This window comes from Streptomyces sp. LaBMicrA B280 (assembly GCF_049222185.1).
GTDB classification, from domain to species: domain Bacteria; phylum Actinomycetota; class Actinomycetes; order Streptomycetales; family Streptomycetaceae; genus Streptomyces; species Streptomyces murinus.
This window is the reverse complement of record NZ_JBMJCT010000022.1, coordinates 44,071-64,225: the sequence shown is the minus strand read 5'-3', so window position 1 is coordinate 64,225 and position 20,155 is coordinate 44,071. Positions and strand designations below refer to the sequence as shown.

At 74.2% G+C, this 20,155-nt stretch carries 21 protein-coding genes and 1 pseudogene; 7 read left to right on the top strand and 15 right to left on the bottom strand.

The window, feature by feature from the left end; translation table 11 throughout:
* Window positions 1-73: 73 nt before the first annotated feature.
* The gene (locus ACLF5H_RS19725) at window positions 74-2,215 is read right to left on the bottom strand and encodes an alkaline phosphatase family protein (protein ID WP_421677323.1); all 2,142 of its coding nucleotides are present in this window, start codon (window positions 2,213-2,215) and stop codon (window positions 74-76) included.
* A 130-nt stretch (window positions 2,216-2,345) separates the two neighbouring features.
* Window positions 2,346-2,777 carry a hypothetical protein gene (locus ACLF5H_RS19720; RefSeq protein WP_421677322.1) on the bottom strand — a complete coding sequence of 144 codons (432 nt, stop codon included), beginning with the start codon at window positions 2,775-2,777 and terminating at the stop codon, window positions 2,346-2,348.
* Between the two features lie 84 nt (window positions 2,778-2,861).
* On the opposite strand from ACLF5H_RS19720, the gene ACLF5H_RS19715 reads away from it, so the two are divergent.
* Both ACLF5H_RS19715 and ACLF5H_RS19710 read left to right on the top strand, forming a co-directional pair.
* Window positions 2,862-3,635: an MBL fold metallo-hydrolase gene (locus ACLF5H_RS19715; protein WP_421677604.1), complete on the top strand. Its 774-nt coding sequence runs from the start codon at window positions 2,862-2,864 to the stop codon at window positions 3,633-3,635.
* Window positions 3,632-4,294 (top strand): DedA family protein, encoded by a 663-nt coding sequence (locus tag ACLF5H_RS19710; RefSeq protein ID WP_421677321.1) that lies wholly within the window; start codon window positions 3,632-3,634, stop codon window positions 4,292-4,294. Before ACLF5H_RS19715 ends, ACLF5H_RS19710 begins: the two co-directional genes overlap by 4 nt.
* On the opposite strand, the gene ACLF5H_RS19705 is transcribed toward ACLF5H_RS19710, so the two are convergent.
* The 3 genes and pseudogenes from ACLF5H_RS19705 to ACLF5H_RS19695 form a co-directional block, all read right to left on the bottom strand.
* On the bottom strand, window positions 4,277-5,440 hold the full coding sequence (locus ACLF5H_RS19705; RefSeq protein ID WP_421677320.1) for an MBL fold metallo-hydrolase: 1,164 nt from the start codon (window positions 5,438-5,440) through the stop codon (window positions 4,277-4,279). The two genes, ACLF5H_RS19710 and ACLF5H_RS19705, sit on opposite strands and share 18 nt — an antisense overlap.
* A pseudogene (locus tag ACLF5H_RS19700) lies at window positions 5,437-6,670 on the bottom strand (aminotransferase class I/II-fold pyridoxal phosphate-dependent enzyme). Before ACLF5H_RS19700 ends, ACLF5H_RS19705 begins: the two are co-directional and overlap by 4 nt.
* 199 nt (window positions 6,671-6,869) lie before the next feature.
* Entirely contained in the window at window positions 6,870-7,421 is a 552-nt protein-coding gene (locus ACLF5H_RS19695) for a hypothetical protein (RefSeq protein WP_421677319.1), read from the bottom strand.
* A 587-nt stretch (window positions 7,422-8,008) separates the two neighbouring features.
* Between ACLF5H_RS19695 and ACLF5H_RS19690 the strand changes: the two genes are divergently transcribed.
* From ACLF5H_RS19690 to ACLF5H_RS19680, 3 genes are all read left to right on the top strand, one after another.
* The gene (locus tag ACLF5H_RS19690) at window positions 8,009-9,805 is read left to right on the top strand and encodes a thiamine pyrophosphate-requiring protein (RefSeq protein WP_421677318.1); all 1,797 of its coding nucleotides are present in this window, start codon (window positions 8,009-8,011) and stop codon (window positions 9,803-9,805) included.
* 65 nt (window positions 9,806-9,870) lie between these two features.
* Entirely contained in the window at window positions 9,871-10,248 is a 378-nt protein-coding gene (locus ACLF5H_RS19685; RefSeq protein ID WP_421677317.1) for a DUF2795 domain-containing protein, read from the top strand.
* A 57-nt stretch (window positions 10,249-10,305) separates the two neighbouring features.
* Window positions 10,306-10,848 carry a type 1 glutamine amidotransferase domain-containing protein gene (locus ACLF5H_RS19680; RefSeq protein ID WP_421677316.1) on the top strand — a complete coding sequence of 181 codons (543 nt, stop codon included), beginning with the start codon at window positions 10,306-10,308 and terminating at the stop codon, window positions 10,846-10,848.
* 111 nt (window positions 10,849-10,959) lie between these two features.
* Here the strand turns inward: ACLF5H_RS19680 and ACLF5H_RS19675 are convergent, their stop codons facing one another.
* The 3 genes from ACLF5H_RS19675 to ACLF5H_RS19665 all read right to left on the bottom strand — a co-directional run bounded on the left by ACLF5H_RS19675 (window position 10,960) and on the right by ACLF5H_RS19665 (window position 13,728).
* Window positions 10,960-11,247, bottom strand: a complete 288-nt coding sequence (locus ACLF5H_RS19675) for a DUF6158 family protein (RefSeq protein ID WP_037654794.1) — start codon at window positions 11,245-11,247, stop codon at window positions 10,960-10,962.
* A gap of 86 nt (window positions 11,248-11,333) precedes the next feature.
* Window positions 11,334-12,953, bottom strand: a complete 1,620-nt coding sequence (locus ACLF5H_RS19670; RefSeq protein WP_421677315.1) for an ABC-F family ATP-binding cassette domain-containing protein — start codon at window positions 12,951-12,953, stop codon at window positions 11,334-11,336.
* 118 nt (window positions 12,954-13,071) lie between these two features.
* Entirely contained in the window at window positions 13,072-13,728 is a 657-nt protein-coding gene (locus ACLF5H_RS19665) for a histidine phosphatase family protein (protein WP_421677314.1), read from the bottom strand.
* Window positions 13,729-13,820: 92 nt separating this feature from the next.
* Here ACLF5H_RS19665 and ACLF5H_RS19660 point away from each other — a divergent pair, with 92 nt between their 5' ends.
* A complete protein-coding gene (locus ACLF5H_RS19660) occupies window positions 13,821-15,329 on the top strand; it encodes a bifunctional phosphatase PAP2/diacylglycerol kinase family protein (RefSeq protein ID WP_421677313.1) in 1,509 nt (502 codons plus the stop codon).
* Window positions 15,330-15,494: 165 nt separating this feature from the next.
* Window positions 15,495-16,316, top strand: a complete 822-nt coding sequence (locus ACLF5H_RS19655; RefSeq protein WP_421677312.1) for a class I SAM-dependent methyltransferase — start codon at window positions 15,495-15,497, stop codon at window positions 16,314-16,316.
* Window positions 16,317-16,372: 56 nt separating this feature from the next.
* On the opposite strand, the gene ACLF5H_RS19650 is transcribed toward ACLF5H_RS19655, so the two are convergent.
* Genes ACLF5H_RS19650 through ACLF5H_RS19620 form a run of 7 tightly spaced genes read right to left on the bottom strand, consistent with a single transcriptional unit; the run spans window position 16,373 to window position 20,077 of the window.
* Entirely contained in the window at window positions 16,373-16,654 is a 282-nt protein-coding gene (locus ACLF5H_RS19650) for a gas vesicle protein K (RefSeq protein ID WP_085567438.1), read from the bottom strand.
* Window positions 16,654-16,863 (bottom strand): gas vesicle protein, encoded by a 210-nt coding sequence (locus tag ACLF5H_RS19645; protein ID WP_086808204.1) that lies wholly within the window; start codon window positions 16,861-16,863, stop codon window positions 16,654-16,656. Before ACLF5H_RS19645 ends, ACLF5H_RS19650 begins: the two co-directional genes overlap by 1 nt.
* Window positions 16,860-17,702 (bottom strand): GvpL/GvpF family gas vesicle protein, encoded by an 843-nt coding sequence (locus tag ACLF5H_RS19640; protein WP_421677311.1) that lies wholly within the window; start codon window positions 17,700-17,702, stop codon window positions 16,860-16,862. The genes ACLF5H_RS19645 and ACLF5H_RS19640 overlap by 4 nt, the downstream gene beginning before the upstream one ends.
* Window positions 17,699-18,046: a gas vesicle protein gene (locus ACLF5H_RS19635; RefSeq protein ID WP_421677310.1), complete on the bottom strand. Its 348-nt coding sequence runs from the start codon at window positions 18,044-18,046 to the stop codon at window positions 17,699-17,701. The genes ACLF5H_RS19640 and ACLF5H_RS19635 overlap by 4 nt, the downstream gene beginning before the upstream one ends.
* Complete coding sequence (locus ACLF5H_RS19630) at window positions 18,043-19,188, bottom strand: SRPBCC family protein (RefSeq protein ID WP_421677309.1); 1,146 nt, start codon at window positions 19,186-19,188, stop codon at window positions 18,043-18,045. The genes ACLF5H_RS19635 and ACLF5H_RS19630 overlap by 4 nt, the downstream gene beginning before the upstream one ends.
* On the bottom strand, window positions 19,185-19,817 hold the full coding sequence (locus tag ACLF5H_RS19625) for a DNA primase (protein WP_421677308.1): 633 nt from the start codon (window positions 19,815-19,817) through the stop codon (window positions 19,185-19,187). Before ACLF5H_RS19625 ends, ACLF5H_RS19630 begins: the two co-directional genes overlap by 4 nt.
* Window positions 19,814-20,077, bottom strand: a complete 264-nt coding sequence (locus ACLF5H_RS19620) for a gas vesicle protein GvpG (protein WP_037654781.1) — start codon at window positions 20,075-20,077, stop codon at window positions 19,814-19,816. Before ACLF5H_RS19620 ends, ACLF5H_RS19625 begins: the two co-directional genes overlap by 4 nt.
* Window positions 20,078-20,155 lie beyond the last annotated feature (78 nt).

The following is a 20,155-nucleotide window of genomic DNA, read 5'->3' as shown; positions in this document are numbered from 1 at the left end:
GTCCGGAGATCATCCCTATCCGATCACATCCGCGCGGCGCGGGCCGGGGTTCGGCGGTGCCCGTGGGATGTGTTCAGGCCGCCCGCTCGTCCTCCTCGACGGCGGTCGCGTCGAGCGGGACCTCGGGTCCGGACAGTTCGCCGAGCCAGCGGCGCAGCACCCGGTGCACCTGCTCGGCCCCGGTCAGCCGCTCCCCCGCCGCGACCGGCTCGGACAGCTCCAGCGGCGACAGGAGGAACGGGCGGGACTGGGCGCCGCCGAGCCCGCCGTGGGAGCCGATCTGCTCCTCGAAGGCGAGCACCTCGCCGTCGGCGGGCTCGTACGCGGAGTTGACCATGATGTCGGCGGTGTGCGGGAAGGAGTGGGTGCGGCGCACCGCCTCGACGGCGCCGGGTCCGAAGCGGGCCAGCGGGCCGGGGTCGCGGTCGAGGCCGGCGAGTGGGATCTCGGTGCCGCCGGGGCCGAGCAGCACGCCGTCGTGCGCCTCGCTCGCCACCAGCAGGAAGCCGATGCCGGGGTGGTTGGCGAGGGTGGTGAGCAGGGCGGGGTGGCGGGCGTCGATCTCCTCCTTGGTCATGCGGTGGGGCACGTCCGGGAAGGAGACCAGGCCGAGGTTGCCGGAGGCCAGCACGATCGGCTCGCGGCGGCGGGCCGGGCGGCGTTGCTCGCCCTCCTCCACGGGCCGGCGCAGGGCGGCGCGCACGGCGGCCCGTGCCTCGGTGCCGCTGTGCGTTCTCCCCCATGGCTCGACGCGTGGGGGGACCCCCACGGCGCGGCGCGGTACGTGCAGTCCGCAGCCGGCCCGTACGAGGTCGGCGAGGGTGAGCCCGTAGCGGGCGTGGAAGGTCTCGCCGGGGCTCTGCCCGTGGTCGGAGAGGACCACGAGGCGGTAGGGGCGCGGGGCGTGGTCGGCGACCCGGGCGAGCAGGGCGAGGCTCCGGTCGAGGCGGGCGAGCACCTTCTCGGCGTCGCGGCTGCGGGGCCCGGAGTGGTGGGCCACCTCGTCGTAGGCGACCAGGTCGGCGTAGACGGCGGTGCGTCCCGCGAGCATGTCGCCCATCACCGCGGCGACCACGACGTCCCGTTCCACGACGGTGGCGAAGGCGCGGACCAGCGGGTAGAGGCCGCCGCGCGAGACGCGGGGGCGCTGCCTGCGGAACCGGGCGCGGGTGGACTCGCCGATCTCCCGGGCCACCTCGGCGATGAAGGACAGGGCGGTGCGCACGGCGTTGGCCGGGTCGGAGAAGTAGGCGAAGTACCCGGCGCGGGAACGGTTCTCCCGGCTTCGGCGGCGGGCCGCTATGGACAGCACGAGGGCCTGTTCGCCCGCGCCGCCGCTGAAGAGGTTGCCGCGGCTGGCGCCGTCCTCGGTGAGCAGTCCGCCGTCGCCGGTGCGCGCGACGGCACGGCGCTGGAGTTCGGCGGCGCTGGTCGGCCGGTTGCAGACCATCACCTCCCCGCGGTCCTTCTCGTACCAGCGGAAGGCGGGGATGTCGTAGGTGCTGCCGTGCAGGATGCCGAGCTGGCTGGCGCCGGTCTGGCTGGACCAGTCGGTGTGCCAGGGGGTGAGGCGGTGGGTGGGGGGCCGGGTGCCCCCGTCCGCCGCCAGCAGGCGGGCGAGGGTCGGCATCAGCCCCTTGTGCACGGCCGCCGTCAGGACGTCGTGGCCGACGCCGTCGAGCTGGAGGAGGACCAGGCCGGGGGTCCGGGCGCAGGGCGGGTCGGTTCTTCGGCGGCGGGCGGCGAGGCGGTGCAGCCGCCGCCGGTACGCCTCGTCGTCGCGCACGGCGAGCGCGCCGCCGGTGGCCGAGGCGACGGCCGACATGACCGCGGCCACGATGACGGCGGTCTCCGGCGCGACCGCGCCCCGGCCGGTGGGGTTCAGGCGCAGGGCGACCAGCAGCAGCGAGCCGTTGAGGAAGAAGACCAGCAGGCCGAGGACGAGGGCGGGGACGAGCAGCAGCAGCCGGACGAGCAGCGGCCACACCACGGCGGACAGGATGCCGAACGCGCCCGCGCCGAGGGCGGCGGTGAGGGCGATCCGGGTGGCGCTGTCGCCGTCGGCGGACTGGAGCCGGAAGTCGGGCAGGAGCAGCGCGAGGGCCAGCATGGTGAGCGTGGAGACGGCCCATACGGCGACGCTGCGCCCGAGCTGACGGGCGATCCGCCGCCAATCGATCCGACCGGCGGCCCGCCGCCACCCTACGCCCCGCACGCCCGCGCTTCCTCCGCTTCGACCCTCCCCCGCCCCGCGGCGAGGTGACCGTCCCGGTGCGCTGGGGCGACCGGGCCGCCCTCCACCTTGTCATACCGCCCGAGAATCACCCGAAGGAGTGACGTAGGGCTCACCGTCCGTCGTATCCGGCGGTCGGCATGGACAGCCTGCGGTGCACCCGGGCCTTCATCTGCGCGTCGTACGACGGCTCCGCCCGGCCCACCGTGACCACGCGCACCCCGCGCCGCGCGCACTCCGCGGTGAACTCCTCGACGGACGACAGGGCCCGGCGCAGCACCCGCAGGCTGGGTGCGACGAACACGTCGACGCCCGGGCGTACGCCGTCCCACAGGGCGCGGTGGTCGAAGCGGAGCCCGCCGACGAGCAGTTCCCGGGCGACGACATAGCCGTGTTCGTCGGCCCAGCGGGCGCACATGGCGTGCTGGGTGCGGCTGTCGACGAGGAAGGGGTCGGCGTCGAGTTCTTCGAGGGGGGTCAGACTGGCGATGGCGATGACCCGTGCCGGTGTGCGCGCGCCGGAGCCGCCCCGTCGTTGTCCCATGGCGTCCCCCTCACCTCCGGTTTTCGCCGCCGACCCTACTCCTGCCCGTAGGCTTCGGACAGGCGCGTGAAGGAGGCGAAGAAGGTGCCGGTGGAGATCACCTGGTGGGGTCATGCCACCTGCACGATCGAGGATTCGAACATACGAGTGCTCACCGATCCACTGTTCGCGAGTCGGCTGGCGCATCTGCGGCGCCGACGGGGCGCGCTCCCCTCCGACGAGGCCCGGCGCGCCGACGTGGTGCTCGTCTCCCACCTGCACGCCGACCATCTGCATCTGCCGTCACTGGGGGCGCTCGACCCGGGCACACGCCTGCTTGTGCCCCGGGGCGCACTCCAGGTGGTGCCGGGCGTGCGCCGGCTGCGCCACCTCCGCGTCACCGAGGTGGTCCCGGGGGACGAGATACGCGTCGGCGAGCTGCTGGTGCGGGTGGTGCCCGCACGGCACGACGGGCGGCGGCTGCCGGTGGGCCCGCACCGCTCGCCCGCGCTGGGCTTCGTCGTCGAGGGCGAGGCGCGGACCTACTTCGCCGGGGACACCGGGCTCTTCGACACGATGGCCGACTGGGTCGGGCCGGTGGAGGTGGCGCTGCTGCCGGTGGGCGGCTGGGGGCCGTTCCTCGGCGAGGGGCATCTGGACGCGGGCCGGGCGGCAGCGGCCCTGGACCTGCTGGCGCCGCGGGCGGCGATACCGGTGCACTACGGGACGTACTGGCCGATCGGCATGGACGCGGTGCGGCCGCACGAATTCCACGCCCCGGGCGACGAGTTCGTACGACTGGCCGCCCTGGCCGCCCCGAAGGTGGCGGTGCACAAACCGGCGCACGGCGAGAGCGTACGGCCGGCGGTCGCCCGGTGACCCGGCTGGCGGCCGCGGCGGCGCTGGCCGCGGCGACGACGTCCGCCGTGTCGCCCGAGTCGACGCAACAGGCGCTCGGTTACCCGTCGTTGTTCCTGCTGGTGCTGATCGGCGCGCTGGTGCCGGTGGTGCCGACCGGGGCGCTGGTGAGTTCGGCGGCGGTGGTGGCGTTCCATCAGACGGCGCCGTTCGCGCTGGCGCTGGTGTTCGTCACGGCGTCGCTGGCGGCGTTCCTCGGGGACGCGGCGCTGTACTGGCTGGGACGGCGGGGGCTGCGGTCGCGGGGCGGCTCGCGGTGGCTGGAGGCGATACGGTCGCGGGCGCCGGAGGAGCGGCTGGAACAGGCGCGGGGGAAGCTGGCCGGCCATGGGGTCGCGGTGCTGGTGCTGTCCCGGCTGGTGCCGGCCGGCCGGATCCCGGTGATGTTGGCGTGCCTCATGGCGGAATGGCCGCTGCGGCGGTTCGCGCGGGGCAATGTGGCGGCGTGTCTGGCGTGGGCGGCGACGTACCAGGTGATCGGGATCGTGGGGGGTTCGCTGTTTCCCGAGCCGTGGGAGGGCGTGGTGGTGGCGGTGGTGCTGACCGTCGCGATCAGCGCGGTGCCGGGTCTGGTGCGGCGGTTCCGGGAGCACGGTGAGAAATCAGTCGAGGGTTCTTGAAGAGCCGATCGGCATGTCCCACAGGTCTTCTCCGGGCAGGCCCGCCTTCTCCCACGCCGTGCGCACCCGGGTGAGCGGCTCCAGGACCGGTTCCGCCGAGAGGATGAAGGTGGCCCAGTGCATGGGGGCCATGCGGTGGGCGCCCAGATCGAGGGTGGCCTGGACGGCTTCCTCGGGGTCGCAGTGGACGTCGCTGAGCCACCAGCGGGGGTCGTAGGCGCCGATGGGCATCAGGGCGAGGTCGATGCCGGGGTAGCGGCGGCCGATGCGGGAGAACCAGTGGCCGTAGCCGGTGTCTCCGGCGAAGTAGAGGCGGGGGCCGCCGGGGGCGGTGAGGACCCAGCCGCCCCACAGGCTGTGGCAGGTGTCGGTCAGGGTGCGCTTGGACCAGTGGTGGGCGGGCACGAAGTCGAAGCGGACGCCCGCCAGTTCGGCCCCCTCCCACCAGTCCAGCTCGGTGACGCGGGTGAACTCGCGGCGCCGGAACCAGCGGCCGAGCCCGGCCGGTGCGAACACCGGGGTGTCGCGCGGGAGTCGGCGCAGGGTGGGGGCGTCCAGATGGTCGTAGTGGTTGTGGCTGATGACGACCGCGTCGATCCGGGGCAGCCGGTCCCAGGGCACGCCGACGGGGGTGATCCGGGCCGGGGTGCCGAGGATGCGGCGTGACCAGACCGGGTCGGTGAGCACCGTCAGACCGCCCGTCTGGACGATCCAGCTGGCGTGCCCCGCCCAGGTGACGGCGAGGGTGCCGGTGTCGGCGCGGGGCAGCGGGGCGGGCGCGTACGGCAGTCGGGAGATGTCGGCGAGGCCCTGCGCGTCGGGGCGTACGGCGCCCTCGCGGGCGAAGCGGGCGAGGGCCTTGAGGCCGGGCAGCGGTGCGGTGAGCCGGTCGTGGAACGTGCGCGGCCACACCCGGCGTTCGCCCAGCGGGCGGGGCTCGGCCAGCGGCGGGAAGGGGGGCGCTCCGGAGGCGGGCGGGGCGTCTGTGACGGCGTCGGCCGCCGTCGCCGTACCGGCGTCGATACCCGTACGGGTGCCGGTCGCCGTCGAAGCCGTCGAAGCCGTCGGAGCCGTCGGAGCCGTGGGAGCCGTGGGCGGGTTGTCGGTCGTCGGGGTCGATCCGGGCTCTTGCGTCTGCTGCGTCATCGAGGGGGCTCCCATCGCTGGGCGTCGTCGCGGAGATCGTCGAGGACCGACCTCAGGGAGATCAACGAGCGTTGCACAAAGGGCAGTTCCCATGGTGTCGGCGAGGTGAGGGCTGCCGTGCGTTCCGCGTCCGTGCCGCCCAGCAGCGGCCCGGTGCCGAGCCGTACGCGCGGGGCCGCCAGATCGTCGCCGAAGCGGTGGCCACCGGGTGCGGGCATGCCGGTCCTGGCGGTGAGGAAGTCCTCCAGCTCCTGGGCGTCGGTCACGTCCTGGGCGGCGAGCGCCTCGCGCAGCGGGCTCAGGTCGGCGTAGACATGGCGCCCGGCCTGCGGGGGGCGGGCGAGGGCACCGGCGGCGGTGATCTCGGCGTGCGCCGCGCCGGCCAGCCGGGCGTGCAGCCGTACGGCGGCCTCCCGGCGCTCGGTGACGGGCGGGGGTTCGTCCAGGGCGTAGCACGCGGCGGCGGCGACGGGGGTGGCGAGGCGGGCGCCGAGCCCGGTGAGGATGTCCAGCACCCGCGCGTGCAGGCGCCGTCCGGTGTCGCAGGCGGGGAAGCGGGCGACGGCGGCGGGCCAGCCGGGCGGCAGCAGGGCACCGGCCAGGTCGGTGACGACGGTGACCCGGTCGGGCCGCATCTCGGCGGGGCTGAGCAGGACGGTGTCGTGCGGCGCGTGCACGGTGTCGCGCCAGGTCTCGTCGCTGACCAGGTGCAGGCCCTCGGCGGTGGCGGCCTCCACGGTCTCGTGCAGCAGTTCGGGCGGGGCGACGGTGGCGGTGGGGTCGTCGGCGACGGACAGCACCAGCAGCCGGGGGTCGCCGCCCTCGGCGCGGACCCGGCGCACGGTCTCCAGCAGCGCGTAGGGGTCGGGGACGCCGCCGCTCTCGGCGGGCGTGGGCACATGGAAGACGGGCCGGCCGAGGACCCGGGCATAGGGGGCCCACCAGGCGGCGCAGGGGCGGGGCACGAGGACGTCGGCGCCGTCCCCGGCGAGCGCGGCGGTGAGCGCGAGGAGCAGGGCGGGGGCGCCGGGTCCGGCGGCGACCTGGTCGGGGACGCAGGGCAGGGCGCGGCGGGTCCAGTAGCCGCAGGCGGACTCCAGCAGGGCGGGGGCGCCGCCGACGGGCTGGGCGGACCACGGCGGCCAGTTCGGGGAGCACGGGCAGGCCGTCGCCGGGCAGGGGCGGGCCGTAGCGGACGGGGCCGTGGCCCTCGGGGTCCGTCCGCCGCATGTCCGCCTCCGCGCAGTCCGTGGTGCCGCCCGGCCCGGGGCCGTGCCGTCCGGTGTGCCGCCCTGGACTCCTCCCGCCCCGCGCCGGGCGGTGCCGAAGGTGCGACGGGCGGCGGGTGGGTCCGGTGGGTCGGGGGTGTCCTCGGGATCCTGTGTACCCGCTGGGCGTAACTCCATGGCCGGGGCGGGAGTTGTGCGGGTCACACGTCCGCAGGCCGGTCACCTCCGCCGGTGCGGAAGCGGCCGTGGATCCGGTATCCGGCGCCCGCGCAGGCGGCGGCGATCAGGGCCGCGCCGGTGGCCAGGGCGGGGACCGAGTCGTTGAAGGTGCCGCCCGCGCCGGCCGCCACGCCGTGCTGGGTGCCGCCCCCGGCGGCGCAGTCGTCGCCCTCGTCGTCACCGCTGCCGGGACTCCAGCCCGTGTCGCCGTCGCGGTCGTCGCCGCCGCCGTCGTCGTAGGAGTCCTCGGAGTAGCCGGAGGCGGAGCGGGGCTCGCGGCAGGAGTCGTCGCCGGAGTCCGCGCAGGCGCCGGAGCGGGCGCCGTCGCAGGCGCGGTCGTCGTCGGCGCAGGACCCGCTCCTGGCGCCGGTGCACTGCCGTGTGTCACCGGTACAGGTCTCCCCCGCCCGGCACTGGGTGCCTGTTCCGGTCCCGGTCCCGGTGCCTTTCCCGGTCCCGTCGCACGATCTGCCGGGGCCGCCGCTCGCCCGCGGGTCGGGGCCCCCGCTCGCCCGTGCCGTGGGTCCGGGCACCCGGCCCGCGCCGCCCCCGGTGTCCTGGTCCGGCGCGCGCCGGGGGCGTCCGCCGCGGCGAGGGCGACGGGGCCGGTCAGGGCGAGCGCGGCGCCGGCGGCAAGGGCGACGGGCAGGGCGCGGACGGTGCGGCGCATGGAAGGGCTCCTCGGGAGCTACGGCGGACTGCGGATGACGGGCGGCAGACGACGGGTGGTGGATGACGGGCGGCAGACGGCTGGTGGCGGGCAGTGGGCGGCGGACGGCGGGCTGACAGTCGTACCCGCGCGGTCGTACCGGCGCGGTCGTACCGGCGCGGTCGTACGGGCGGCTGGGGCGGCGGGACGACTCCCACGCGCTGCGGCGCCCGGGGCCGTACCCCTTCCCCAGCCATCACAGCCCGCCCCACGCCCCGGCGCGCGCCGCCGGGCCCCATTCGCGGGACGCGGACGCCCACCCGGGTGACGGCGCGGTCCGGCGCGAGGCCCCCGGGTGCCGGAGCGCGCGGGACTCGCGGACCCCCGGGAGGTTTTCCGGACTGCCCACCGGAGACTCGGTCGACGCTGACCGGATCGTCCGCTTCGCAACCCCACCGGGGAGGTCCTTGCATGAGTACGAAGGTGTCCGACCATGTCCTGGAGCGTCTGCGCGCCTGGGATGTCGAGCAGGTGTTCACCTATCCGGGCGACGGCATCAACGGACTGCTCGCCGCCTGGGGCCGCGCCGGGGACAAGCCGCGGTTCATCCAGTCCCGGCACGAGGAGATGTCCGCGTTCGAGGCGGTCGGGTACGCGAAGTTCAGCGGGCGCATCGGTGTGTGCGCGGCGACCTCGGGACCGGGCGCGATCCACCTCCTGAACGGCCTGTACGACGCCAAGCTCGACCATGTGCCGGTGCTGGCGATCGTCGGCCAGACCGACCGCAGCGCGATGGGCGGCTCCTATCAGCAGGAGGTCGACCTGCACTCGCTGTACAAGGACGTCGCCTCGGAGTTCGTGGAGACGGTGACGGTGCCCGAGCAGCTGCCGAACGTGCTGGACCGGGCGATCCGTACGGCGTACGCACGGCGCTGCCCGACCGCGCTGATCATCCCCGGCGATGTGCAGGAGCTGGACTACTCGCCGCCGACGCACGCGTTCAAGATGGTGCCCTCCAGCCTGGGCGTCAGCGAGTGGACGGCGACCCCGACCGACGAGGCGCTGCGCCGGGCCGCGGACGTGCTGAACGCGGGTGACAAGCCGGCGATCCTGGTCGGGCAGGGTGCCGCGGGCGCGGTCGCGGAGGTGCGGGAGATCGCGGAGCTGCTCGGCGCGGGCGTCGCGAAGGCGCTGCTCGGCAAGGACGTGCTCAGCGATGAGCTGCCGTACGTCACCGGGCCGATCGGGCTGCTGGGCAGCCGGCCGTCCTACGAGCTGATGCGGGACTGCGACACGCTGCTGACCATCGGGTCCTCGTTCCCGTACGCCCAGTTCCTGCCGGACTTCGGCAAGGCGCGCGCCGTGCAGATCGATCTCGACCCGCACATGATCGGGATGCGGTACCCGTACGAGGTGAATCTCGTCGGCGACGCGCGGGCGACGCTCCAGCGGCTGATCCCGCTGCTGGAGACCGACCGGGGCGGCCGGGAGTGGTACGACACGGTGGCCGCGAACGTGCGGCGGTGGCACGAGACGATGGACCGGCGGGCCGGGCTCGCGGCGGACCCGATCAACCCGGAGTACGTGGCGCGGGCCGTCGATCCGCTGCTCCCCGAGAACGTGATCCTCACCGCCGACTCGGGCTCGGTGGCCAACTGGTACGCGCGGCACATCACCATGCGGCCCGGTATGCGCGGCTCGCTGTCCGGGACGCTCGCGACGATGGGGCCCGGGGTGCCGTACGCGATCGGCGCGAAGTTCGCGCACCCGGACCGGCCGGTGGTCGCGCTGGTCGGTGACGGCGCGATGCAGATGAACGGTCTCGCGGAGATGATCACCGCGGCCAAGTACCGGGACCGCTGGGCGGACCCCCGGCTGGTGGTCGCGGTGTGGAACAACCAGGACCTGAACCAGGTGACCTGGGAGATGCGGGCGATGGAGGGCGCGCCGTCCTTCCTGCCCTCGCAGGAGATCCCGGACGTGCGGTACGCCGCGTTCGCCCGGTCGCTCGGCCTGGAGGGCATCCGGGTGGAGAAGTCCGAGGACGTGGCGGCGGGCTGGCGGGCGGCGCTGGCGGCGGACCGGCCCTGCGTGATCGAGTTCCTGACCGACCCCGCCGTACCGCCCGTACCGCCGCACGCCACCTGGGAGCAGATGGAGGCCACGGCCGCCTCGGTCCTCAAGGGCGACCCGGACCGGGGCTCGGTGGTCAAGCAGGGCCTGAAGGCGAAGGTCCAGGAGTTCCTGCCGGGCCGGACCAGGCAGTAGGCCGCGGTGTTCGGTGGTGCCGTACCGGGTACGCGGGTGCGGACGTTCGACCCCTGGAGGGAGATATGCAGCGAGGCAGTGACCGGCTGAACGTGCACCGGGACGACGAGATGAAGCACGAGCTCAAGGGGCTGCTGAGGTCCGGGCACCCGACCCGGGCCGAGGAGTGGCACGACCCGGAGCCCGCCGCCGACGACGACCCGGAGGTGACCGGCGGCCCGGTCGGCGGGATCGGCTCCCCGGCGTCCCTGGAGAAGGTGCGGCTGGAGCTGGCCCGCAGCCTGAACCGCAGCGCCTTCCCGGCCCGTCCGGGCGAGCTGGTCTCGGCCCTGCGCCGGGACAACGCACCGGATCCGCTGGTGGACGCGGTGGCGGAGCTGCCGCGCGGCGAGCGGTTCCGCAATGTGCAGCAACTGGCCGAGGCGCTCTCGGGCGGCGGATGAGCGGCGGATGAGCGAGGGAAGAGCGGGGGAAGAGCGAGGGAAAGGAAGACGAAGATCATGCGCATCGCGTTTCTGGTGGCGCCCGAGGGCGTCGAGCAGGTGGAACTGACCGAGCCGTGGAAGGCGGCCTCGGACGCGGGGCACGAGCCGGTGCTGGTGTCGACCGAGTCCGGGAAGGTTCAGGGGTTCAACCATCTCGACAAGGCGGACACCTTCGAGGTGGACGAGGTGGTCGGCGAGGCGGCCGCCGGCTCGTTCGGGGGGCTTGTGCTGCCCGGCGGGGTGGCGAACCCGGACTTCCTGCGGATGGACGAGAAGGCCGTGGCGTTCGTGAAGGACTTCTTCGACCAGGGGCGCCCGGTCGCCGCGATCTGCCACGCGCCCTGGACGCTGGTGGAGGCGGACGTCGTACGGGACCGGGTGCTGACCTCCTGGCCGAGCCTGCAGACGGACATCCGCAACGCGGGCGGCGCCTGGGTGGACGAGCAGGTCAAGGTCTGCGACCAGGGGCCCAACCAGCTGGTGACCAGCCGTAAGCCCGACGATCTGAAGGCGTTCTGCGAGACGTTCCTCCAGGTGTTCGAGGGCGCGGCCGGCTGAGACGCCCGCTCCCCTCGGCTCCGGGAAGCTCCGAAAAGCTCCGGGAAGCTCCGGGAAAGAAGAAGGGGCCGGCCCGCCGTGGGCCGGCCCCTTCCTCGTGGGCGGCCGGGCTCAGGTGCCGGGCTGCCCCGGGGTCACCGACTCGCCGCAGTGGCGCTCCCGGGCGCCCTCGCGGGTGCGGCCCGCGCTGACCAGGCGGCGCGGGTTGCGGCGCAGATACTCGCCCTCCAGCTGCGCCATGCGCTCGTTGTGGGCCCGCAGAGCGTCGTTGGAGGCGTACAGGAGGGTGTCGTGGCGCGTGCGGTGGATCGTCTCCAGCTCCTTCATGAGCTGCTGGTCGTCCAGTCGGCTGGGGTCGACTCCGGTCATGGTGGTGCCCCGCTCGTCGTGTCCGTTCATGGGGTCCGGGTACCCGCGTTCCTGAATCCACTGTACGAACATCCCGGTCCCCCGGCCTCCGCATGCCGCCGGGTGCCCCCGGGCGGCTACCGGGCCCGCTCCACGCGGCGCTCGTCCCACACCGGCTCCGGGGTCTCACGGACCCGGCCGTCGGTGCCGAAGACCAGGAAGCGGTCGAAGGAGCGGGCGAACCAGCGGTCGTGGGTGACCGCGAGGACCGTGCCGTCGAACGCCTCCAGGCCCTCCTGGAGGGCCTCGGCGGACTCCAGGTCCAGGTTGTCGGTCGGCTCGTCCAGCAACAGGGCGGTGACGCCCGCGAGTTCGAGCAGCAGGATCTGGAACCGGGCCTGCTGGCCGCCGGAGAGCCGCTCGAAGCACTGCTCGGCCTGCTGGGTCAGCTCGTAGCGGCGCAGCCGGGACATGGCCGGGCCGCGGTCCTGGGCGTGCTCCTTCCACAGGATGTCCAGCAGGGTGCGGCCCTGGAGTTCGGGGTGCGCGTGGGTCTGCGCGAAGTGGCCCGGCACGACGCGGGCGCCGAGCTTCCACTGACCCGAGTGCGCGACGTCCTCGCCGGCCAGCAGGCGCAGGAAGTGCGACTTGCCGGAGCCGTTCGAGCCGAGGACCGCGACCCGCTCGCCGTAGAACACCTCCAGGTCGAACGGATTCATCAGGCCGGTCAGCTCAAGTCCCGCGCAGGTGACGGCCCTTACGCCGGTACGGCCGCCCTTCAGGCGCATGGTGATGTCCTGCTCGCGCGGCGGCTCCGGGGGCGGTCCGACCTCCTCGAACTTGCGCAGCCTGGTCTGCGCGGCGGCGTAGCGCGAGGCCATCTCATGGCTGACGGAGGCGGCCTGCCGGAGGTTCAGGACGAGTTTCTTCAGCTGGGCGTGCTTCTCGTCCCAGCGGCGGCGCAACTCCTCGAAGCGGGCGAAGCGTTCGCGGCGGGCCTCGTGATAGGTGGCGAAGCCGCCGCCGTGCACCCAGGCGTCCGCGCCGGCCGGTCCCGGCTCGACGGAGACGATCTTCTCGGCGGCGCGGGCGAGGAGTTCACGGTCGTGGGAGACGAACAGCACCGTCTTGCGGGTCTCCTTGAGCTGCTGCTCCAGCCACCGCTTGCCGGGTACGTCCAGGTAGTTGTCCGGTTCGTCCAGCAGCAGGACCTCATCGGTGCCGCGCAGCAGCGCCTCCAGCACCAGGCGCTTCTGCTCACCGCCGGACAGGGTGCGCACCTGGCGCCACTGCGCCTTGTCGTACGGCATCCCGAGCGCGGCGGTGGTGCACATGTCCCACAGCGTCTCGGCCTCGTAGCCGCGCACCTCGGCCCAGTCGGCGAGGGCCTGCGCGTAGGCCAGCTGGGCGGCCTCGTCGTCCACCGTCATGACGGTGTGCTCGGCCTCGTCCACCGCCTTCGCGGCCTCGCGGATCCGGGGCGGGGCGACGGAGACCAGCAGGTCCCGCACGGTCGTCTCGTCGCGCACGGAGCCGACGAACTGGCGCATCACGCCGAGGCCGCCGCTCACGGTGACCGAGCCGCCGTGCGGCTTCAGCTCGCCGGAGATCAGCCGCAGCAGGGTGGTCTTGCCCGCTCCGTTCGGGCCGACCAGGGCGACGGCCGAGCCCTCGCCGACCCGGAAGGAGACATCGCCGAGCAGCGTCCTCCCGTCGGGGAGGTGGTATTCGAGGTGCGCTGCTTCCAGATGTCCCATGAGGCCGCATTCTCCGGTCCGGGGGCGGACAGGGGCAAACCGATAACGGACGCCCCCGCCCGGACCCCGTGGCCGCACCGGTTCCCCGGGGTTCCGCCCCTGCTCCCCCGCCCCGGTTTCAGCCCGTGGTGCCCAGCGGCTCTCCCGTCGGGCCGGGGGTGCCCGGCGGCTCGACGGTGTGGGCCTCCCAGGTCAGGGCCCGCCAGCCGGTACCCGGGGTGCCCTCCAGGGTGATCACACCGGTGTTGGCCAGCGGACGCGCGGCGGCGAAGGCGACGTCGATGTTGCGGGCGCGGGCGGCGGTCCACATCCGGATCGCGGCGCCATGGCTGACCAGGGCGACCGTGCCCGCGCCGCTGAGGTACGCCTCCTCGATCACCGCGTCGTACCGGCCGAGCGCCTCCTCGCCGCTCTCCCCGCCGGGGACGCGCAGCGCGGTGTGCCCGGCCGCCCAGGCGAAGGCGGTACGCATGTAGGGCTCCGCCTCGGGGGCGTCCCCGGGCAGCATCTCCAGACGGCCCGCGGACAGCTCGCGGATGCCGTCGCGGACGCTCACGTCGAGCCCCCGCGCGAGGGCGAGCGGGGCGGCGGTGAGCTGGGTGCGGATCAGCGGGGAGGCGTAGAGGGCGCCGATGTCCTCGGCGGCCAGCGCCCGGGGCAGCGCGGCGGCCTGGGCCTCGCCGAGCGGGGTGAGACCGGGTCCGGGTGCGGCGGTGTCCAGCAGCCGGCGCACGTTGGACGTGGTCTGGCCGTGGCGGATCAGGAGCAGGCGCATCCGGGCGTTCTCCTTGTGGCGTCCGGGCGGCGTCCGCGCGGTGCGGGACGCGGTGGGACAGGAAACGGGCACTTCAGGGTAACCGCACCCCTATGAACGAGACCGAGAGCCCGGACGTGGACCTGACCGCCCCGACCGCCCTGCCGCACCCCCTGTACGAACGGCTGCTGGCGGCCGACGCCCATCTCTTCGAGCGGGCCGCCCGCTGGAACTGGCCGGGTGCCGAGCGCGTGCTGCCCCGGCTGAGCCGCAGCGCCAACCACGGGGTGCTGTGGGCCGCCGTGGCCGCGGCGGTGGCGGCGACACGTACGCCCAGGGCGCGGCGGGCCGCCGTGCGGGGCATGGCCTCGCTCGCGGTGGCCTCCGCGACCGTCAACACGCTCGGCAAGCGGTCGGTGCGCCGGGCCCGGCCGCTGCTCGACCCGGTGCCGCGCGGGCGACGGCTGCGGCGGCAGCCGGTCACCACGTCCTTCCCCTCGGGCCACGCGGCCTCGGCGGCCGCCTTCGCCGTCGGGGTGGCGCTGGAGTCCCCGGCGTGGGGCGCGGCCGTCGCGCCGCTGGCGCTCTCGGTGGCCGCCTCCCGGGTCTACACCGGGGTGCACTTCCCGAGCGACGTACTGGCCGGTGCGGCGCTGGGCGCGGGCGCCGCCTTCCTGGTACGACGCCTCGTGCCGGCCCGCGTGGCGACGGTGCCGGGCGCCCGGCCGCGCGCCGAGGTGCCCGCGCTGCCGGAGGGTGAGGGACTGGTGGTGGTCGCCAATCAGGGCTCGGGCACCGCGGACCGGGTGAGCGGGCTGCGGGCGGCGCTGCCGCGCGCGGAGATCGTGGAGTGCGAGCCCGACGAGACGGGCGACGCGCTCGCGAAGGCGGCAGCGCGGGCGCGGGTACTCGGGGTGTGCGGCGGCGACGGCACCGTGAACGCGGCGGCGGCCGTCGCCCTGCGCCACGGGCTGCCGCTGGCCGTGCTGCCGGGCGGCACCCTGAACCACTTCGCGTACGACCTGGGTGTGGAGGACGAGCGCGATCTGGCCCGCGCGGTGCGCAAGGGCGAGGCGGTACGGGTGGACGCGGGGCGGTTCGTCTCCGAGGGCACCGAGCACCTGTTCCTGAACACGCTGAGCCTCGGGGTGTACCCGGAGCTGGTGCGCGCCCGGGACTCCTGGTCGCACCGGATCGGCGGCTGGCCGGCCGGGCTGCTCGGCGCGCTGCGGGTGCTGCGCGAGGGACGGCATCCGCTGGAGGTGGAGGTGGGCGGTGAACGGCGGCCGCTGTGGATGCTGTTCACCGGCAACGGCGTCTACCACCGGATGGGGCTCGCGCCGGGGCGGCGTACCGATCTGGCGGACGGGCTGCTGGACGTGCGCGTGGTGCACGGCAGCGGGCGGCCCGCGCTGCGGCTGCTCGCGGCGGCCGCGGCGGGGCCGCTGACCCGCTCGCCCGCGCATGCCGCCGTCCAGGTGAACCGGCTGCGGCTGACCGGCCTGGCGCCCGGCACCCCGCTGGCCTACGACGGGGAGGTCACGACCGTCTCGGGTGAGGTGACGGTGGAGAAGCTGCCGGAGGCGCTGACGGTCTACCGCCCGCTGCCCAGCACTTCCTGACGGTTCATCAGCCGTCAGGCATTGAGAACTGACGAGCCGTCAGTCCATATGGCAAAACAGGGGTCTCATCATTCGGCCCGCGCGCGTACCGTGAACCGTGGCGCGGGCCGCTCCGGCCGGTGCGACGGGACACGCGTCCAGGACGCGACGAGCAGGGGAACCGGCATGCCGAAAGCACGGGAGACGGCCGTCTACACGCATGGGCACCACGAGTCGGTGCTGCGCTCGCACACCTGGCGCACCGCCGCCAACTCCGCGGGCTATCTGCTCGGTTCCCTCAAGCCGCACATGAGGATCCTGGACATCGGCTGCGGGCCGGGCACCATCACCGCCGATCTGGCCGAGCTGGTGCCCGACGGCCGGGTGACCGGCGTCGACCACGCTCCCGGCATCCTGGAGCAGGCGCGGGAGACGGCCGCCGCGCGCGGGCTGGCCAACGTCGACTTCGCGGTCGCCGATGTGCACGCCCTGGACTACCCGGACGACACCTTCTGCGTGGTCCACGCCCACCAGGTGCTCCAGCACGTGGGCGACCCGGTGCAGGCCCTGCGCGAGATGCGCCGGGTGACGAAGCCGGGCGGCTTCATCGCCGTACGGGACGCGGACTACGCGGCGATGACCTGGTACCCGGCGCTGCCCGGTCTGGACGACTGGCTGGAGCTGTACGAGGACGTGGCGCGCGCCAACGGCGGCGAGCCGGACGCCGGGCGGCGGCTGAAGTCCTGGGCGCTGGCCGCCGGGCTGCGGGACATCACCGCGAGCTGCGGCACCTGGACCTTCGCCACCGAGGAGGAGCGCGCCTGGTGGAGCGGTCTGTGGGCGGACCGCACCGTCGCCTCCGCCTACGCCGAACGGGCTACGGCGGGCGGCCACGCCACGCCCGAGCGGCTGCGGGCGGTGGCGGACGCCTGGCGGGCGTGGGGGCGGCGGGAGGACGGCTGGTTCGCGGTGCTGCACGGGGAGATCCTGTGCCGCAAGGAGGCGTGAACCGGCGTACGCGGGCGCCCGCGACCGAGTCGCGGGCGGCTCAAGGCGCGGGCGGCTCAGTCGCGGGGCAGCAGCGGGCCGAGCGGTCCGAGGTCCAGGTTGAGGTCCTCGGGCCGCAGCCCGTAGCGGTTGCGCAGCTCCGCCATCCGATCCTCCAGGAGCATCAGGGTGAGCCCGATCCGCTCCTCCTGCTCCTCGGACAGATCCCCGGTGTCGAAGCGCCGTACGGCCTGCCGCTCCATCAGCTGGCGCAGCAGTTCCACCACGGTGAGCACCAGTTTCACCAGATCGCGCTCGACCGTGTCGGGTTCGAGGTCGAGCCGGTTGCGGGCGGACATCACAGCTCCTTCGCGGGCGGCTCGGGCAGCATTTCGAACGGCGAGGGCACGGACGCGTTGACCGAGCTGATCAGCGCGTTCAGGTCGATCCGGACGAGGTCCACGTCGGCGATGCGCAGCGTGACATCGCCGGTGATGACCACGCCGCCCGCCAGCAGCCGGTCCAGCAGGTCGACCAGCGCGATCTCCCGGCGTTCCACGACGGTCACCGGCCCTCCCCCGCCGACGCGCCGTGCCGCGCGTCCTCCTCGGCGAGCCCGCTGAACGAGTACGCGGCCCAGGGCCCGGTCAGCTCCACCCGCAGCCCACCGGCCTCGTCCTTCGTGCGGTCCACCAGCTCCACGAACTCCTCGGAGCGGTCCCGGGGCACCAGATAGGCCGCGTTCAGCACATTGCGGCCCCGGGCGCCGGACAGCGAGGCGTTCTGCGGGGGATGCAGCCGACTGGCCTCGGCGTGCGCGCCCAGCCGCTGGTGCAGGGCGTCCGCGAAGGCCTCGGCGGCCTGGAGGTCCGCCTCGTGGGCCCGGGTGTCGGCGCGGCGACGGCGCAGATAGTCCCGGCCGCTCATCGGCTTGTCGGACTTCTCCGCCGTCCCAGCCGTCCCCGCCGTCCCCGCCGTCCCGGCCCGCTCGTCCGTGGCGGGCTCCGGGGGCGGCTCCGTGAACACCTTCACGCCCCACTCGACCCGGCCCGCCAGCCGGTCCAGGGCGTGCAGGAAGTCCGTCTCGCGCGCCTCCATCATGCTGCGCACGCCGCTGTCGTCCCGGAAGACGGTCGCCAGGCGCAGCGGCAGCGGGGTGGTGACGGTGGTCAGCGCGTCGATCACGCCCTGGTGGGCACGGGCGGTCGCGGCCAGCCAGTCCAGGTCCTCCAGATGGGCCTTGAGCCCCTCCTCGCAGAAGTCGGCCTCCGGCACCGTACTGACCACCGCGATCAGCCCGCGGTGGGACAGCAGGGCCGGCGGGGCGCCCCCGATGCCCGTCAGCTGGGCCTGCAAGGGCGCCCCGAGGGGACGGCAGACGGCGTACACGTAGCGCAGTCCGGTCACGGCGCCTCCTTCCTCGCGCGGCCCGGCTCCAGCTCCTCCAGCCGGGCCAGCCGTTCTCTCAGCTCCGCGTTCTCCCGGGTCAGCTCGTCCCGGCGGGCCCGGGAGGACAGGGCCGGGTCGGTCTCCCACCAGTCGATCCCCATCTCCTTCGCCTTGTCCACCGAGGCGACGATGAGCCGCAGCTTGATGGTGAGCAGTTCGATGTCGAGCAGGTTGATCCGGATGTCACCGGCGATGACGACGCCCTTGTCGAGGACGCGTTCCAGGATGTCGGCGAGGTTCGCGCCCGAGCTGTGGCCGTACGGGTCGGGAAAACCGCTCGACCGGGGGGCGGGCGTCGTCATCGACGGCTCCCGCGCTCGGCGTACTCGGGTTCTTCCTCCTCGTCGCCCTCGTACTCCTCGTCCTCGGGCTCCTCGTCCTCGTACTCGTCCTCCTGCTCCTCGTCGTCCTCCTCCGGCTCCTCGTCCTCGTCCTCGCCCTCGTACGAGCCGTCCTCCTCGTCCTCGTACTCCTCCGGCTCCCCGGACTCCTGGTCCTCGGCCCGGCCCTCCGGCTCCTCGGACTCCTCGGATCCCTCTGCTTCCTCGGACTCCTCCTCCGCGACCGCGTCCTCGTGGCTGCGGACGACCTCGCCGTCGCGGATCTCGCCGCGCCAGCCGTCGTCCGCCTCCGCCTTGAGGGTGATGAAGCGGGCGAAGTGCTTCAGGTCCAGCCTGACCCGGCGGCCCTGGGCGCGCCACAGATTGCCGGTCTTCTCGAAGAAGCCGCTCGGGTAGTACTCGATGACCAGCAGGACCCTGGTCAGGTTGTCCCCGAGCGCGTGGAAGGTGACGACGCCCTTGGTGCTGCCCTTGGCGCCCTCGGAGGTCCACTGGATGCGCTGATCGGGGATCTGCTCGGTGGTGCGGGCCTTCCAGCTGCGGCTGGACAGGAAGATCTTCGCCTGCCAGTCGGTCTCGGTGTCGCCCGCGCGGGAGACGCTCTTGACGCCGTGCGCGAAGGTGGAGAAGTCCTGGAACTGGGTCCACTGGTCGTAGGCGGTGCGCAGCGGCACGCCGACGTCGATGAACTCCATGATCACGGTCGGCTTGTTGCCGCCGCGGCCCTTGCCGCCCTTCTTGCCGCCCCCGATGTTCTTGACCGCGTCCATGACGTTGTCCTTCACGCGGGAGGTGCCGAGTTCCAGCGCGGTGCGCAGCGGCCCCTTGCCCTCGGCGAGCTTGCGGCCGCCGTCCAGCGCGAGGCTCGCGAAGCCGGGACTCTTGCCCTCGGCGATGTCGTTCAGCTTGCCGGTGGTCTCGCCGAGCTTGCGGCCGAGGCCGGTGAGCAGCCGCTGGGCCTGTGCGGACAGGTACTCCTGCGCCTCCTCCTTCAGCCGGTCGGCGGCCTCGCTGTGGGCGAGGTCGGTGAGCGGATTGGCGTCGTTGGCGGCGCCCTTGGCCTTGCCCGCGGCCGAGGCCGCGGAACCGACGGTGTCGGTCATCGTTCATCGCCGCCCTTCGCGGAACCGGCGCCGCGGGAGCCGGCCGGCTTCTTCGCGGCCGTCTGACGCTGGGCGCCGGTCTTCTTGCCCGCCGTCGTCTTCTTCGCGGGGCCCGTCTTCTCCGCCGTGCCCGTGCGCCGTGCCGCCGCGGTCTTCCTGGCCGCCGGCTTCTGGGCGCGGGACTTCCCGGTGGACCGGCCGCCGCCGTCCGGCTCCTCGTCGCGCCCGGCCGCGCGGTCCTCGTCGTCACGCCCGGTCCCGGCCTCGGGCCCGTCGTCGCCCTCGGGCCCCTCGTCGGCCTCGTCCGCGGGCGCTCCGGGGAGTTCGCCGCGCACCTGGGCCGTACGGTCGTGGAGGCGGTCGGCGAGGGTGCTCATCTGGCGTTCGACCATGGCCCCGGAGGCCGCCTTGCCGACGCCCCGCAGATCGGTGCGCAGCTGGTCGCCGATCTCCTTGAACTGCGGGTTGTCGCGCAGCTGGCGGCGGGCCAGGTCGGCGAGCGCGCCCGGGCCGAGGTTGAGCTTCTTGCCCGCCACGAGCGAGCCGACCGCGATGGCCATCTTCAGTTTCCTGGTGCGTCCCAGGAAGTATCCGGCCCCTATGGCGAGGCCCAGTGCCGTTCGGTTCATCGTCCCGTTCCGTTGCCTGTGGTGTCGCCGGGGCCCTGGGGGGCTTCCAGCCGGTCGAGCAGTTCGTCCTCGCGCCGGTCGAACTCCTCCTCGGTGATCTCGCCCGCCGTCAACTGCTCTTCGAGGCGGGCGAGTTCGGCCCGTACGGTGGCGGGGTCGTAATAGATACGCTCCGCCTCGCGGAGCACCTGGTTGATCGCCCAGCCGCTGCCGCGCACGGGCGCGAAGGGCAGCAGCAGCACTTCCTTGATCAGTCCCATGGGGTCCTCCTTCCGGTCTCCGTCCGGTCCCTGTCCGGGCCGTTGCCGTTCGGGTCACCCGGGCGGCCCGGTCGCCCG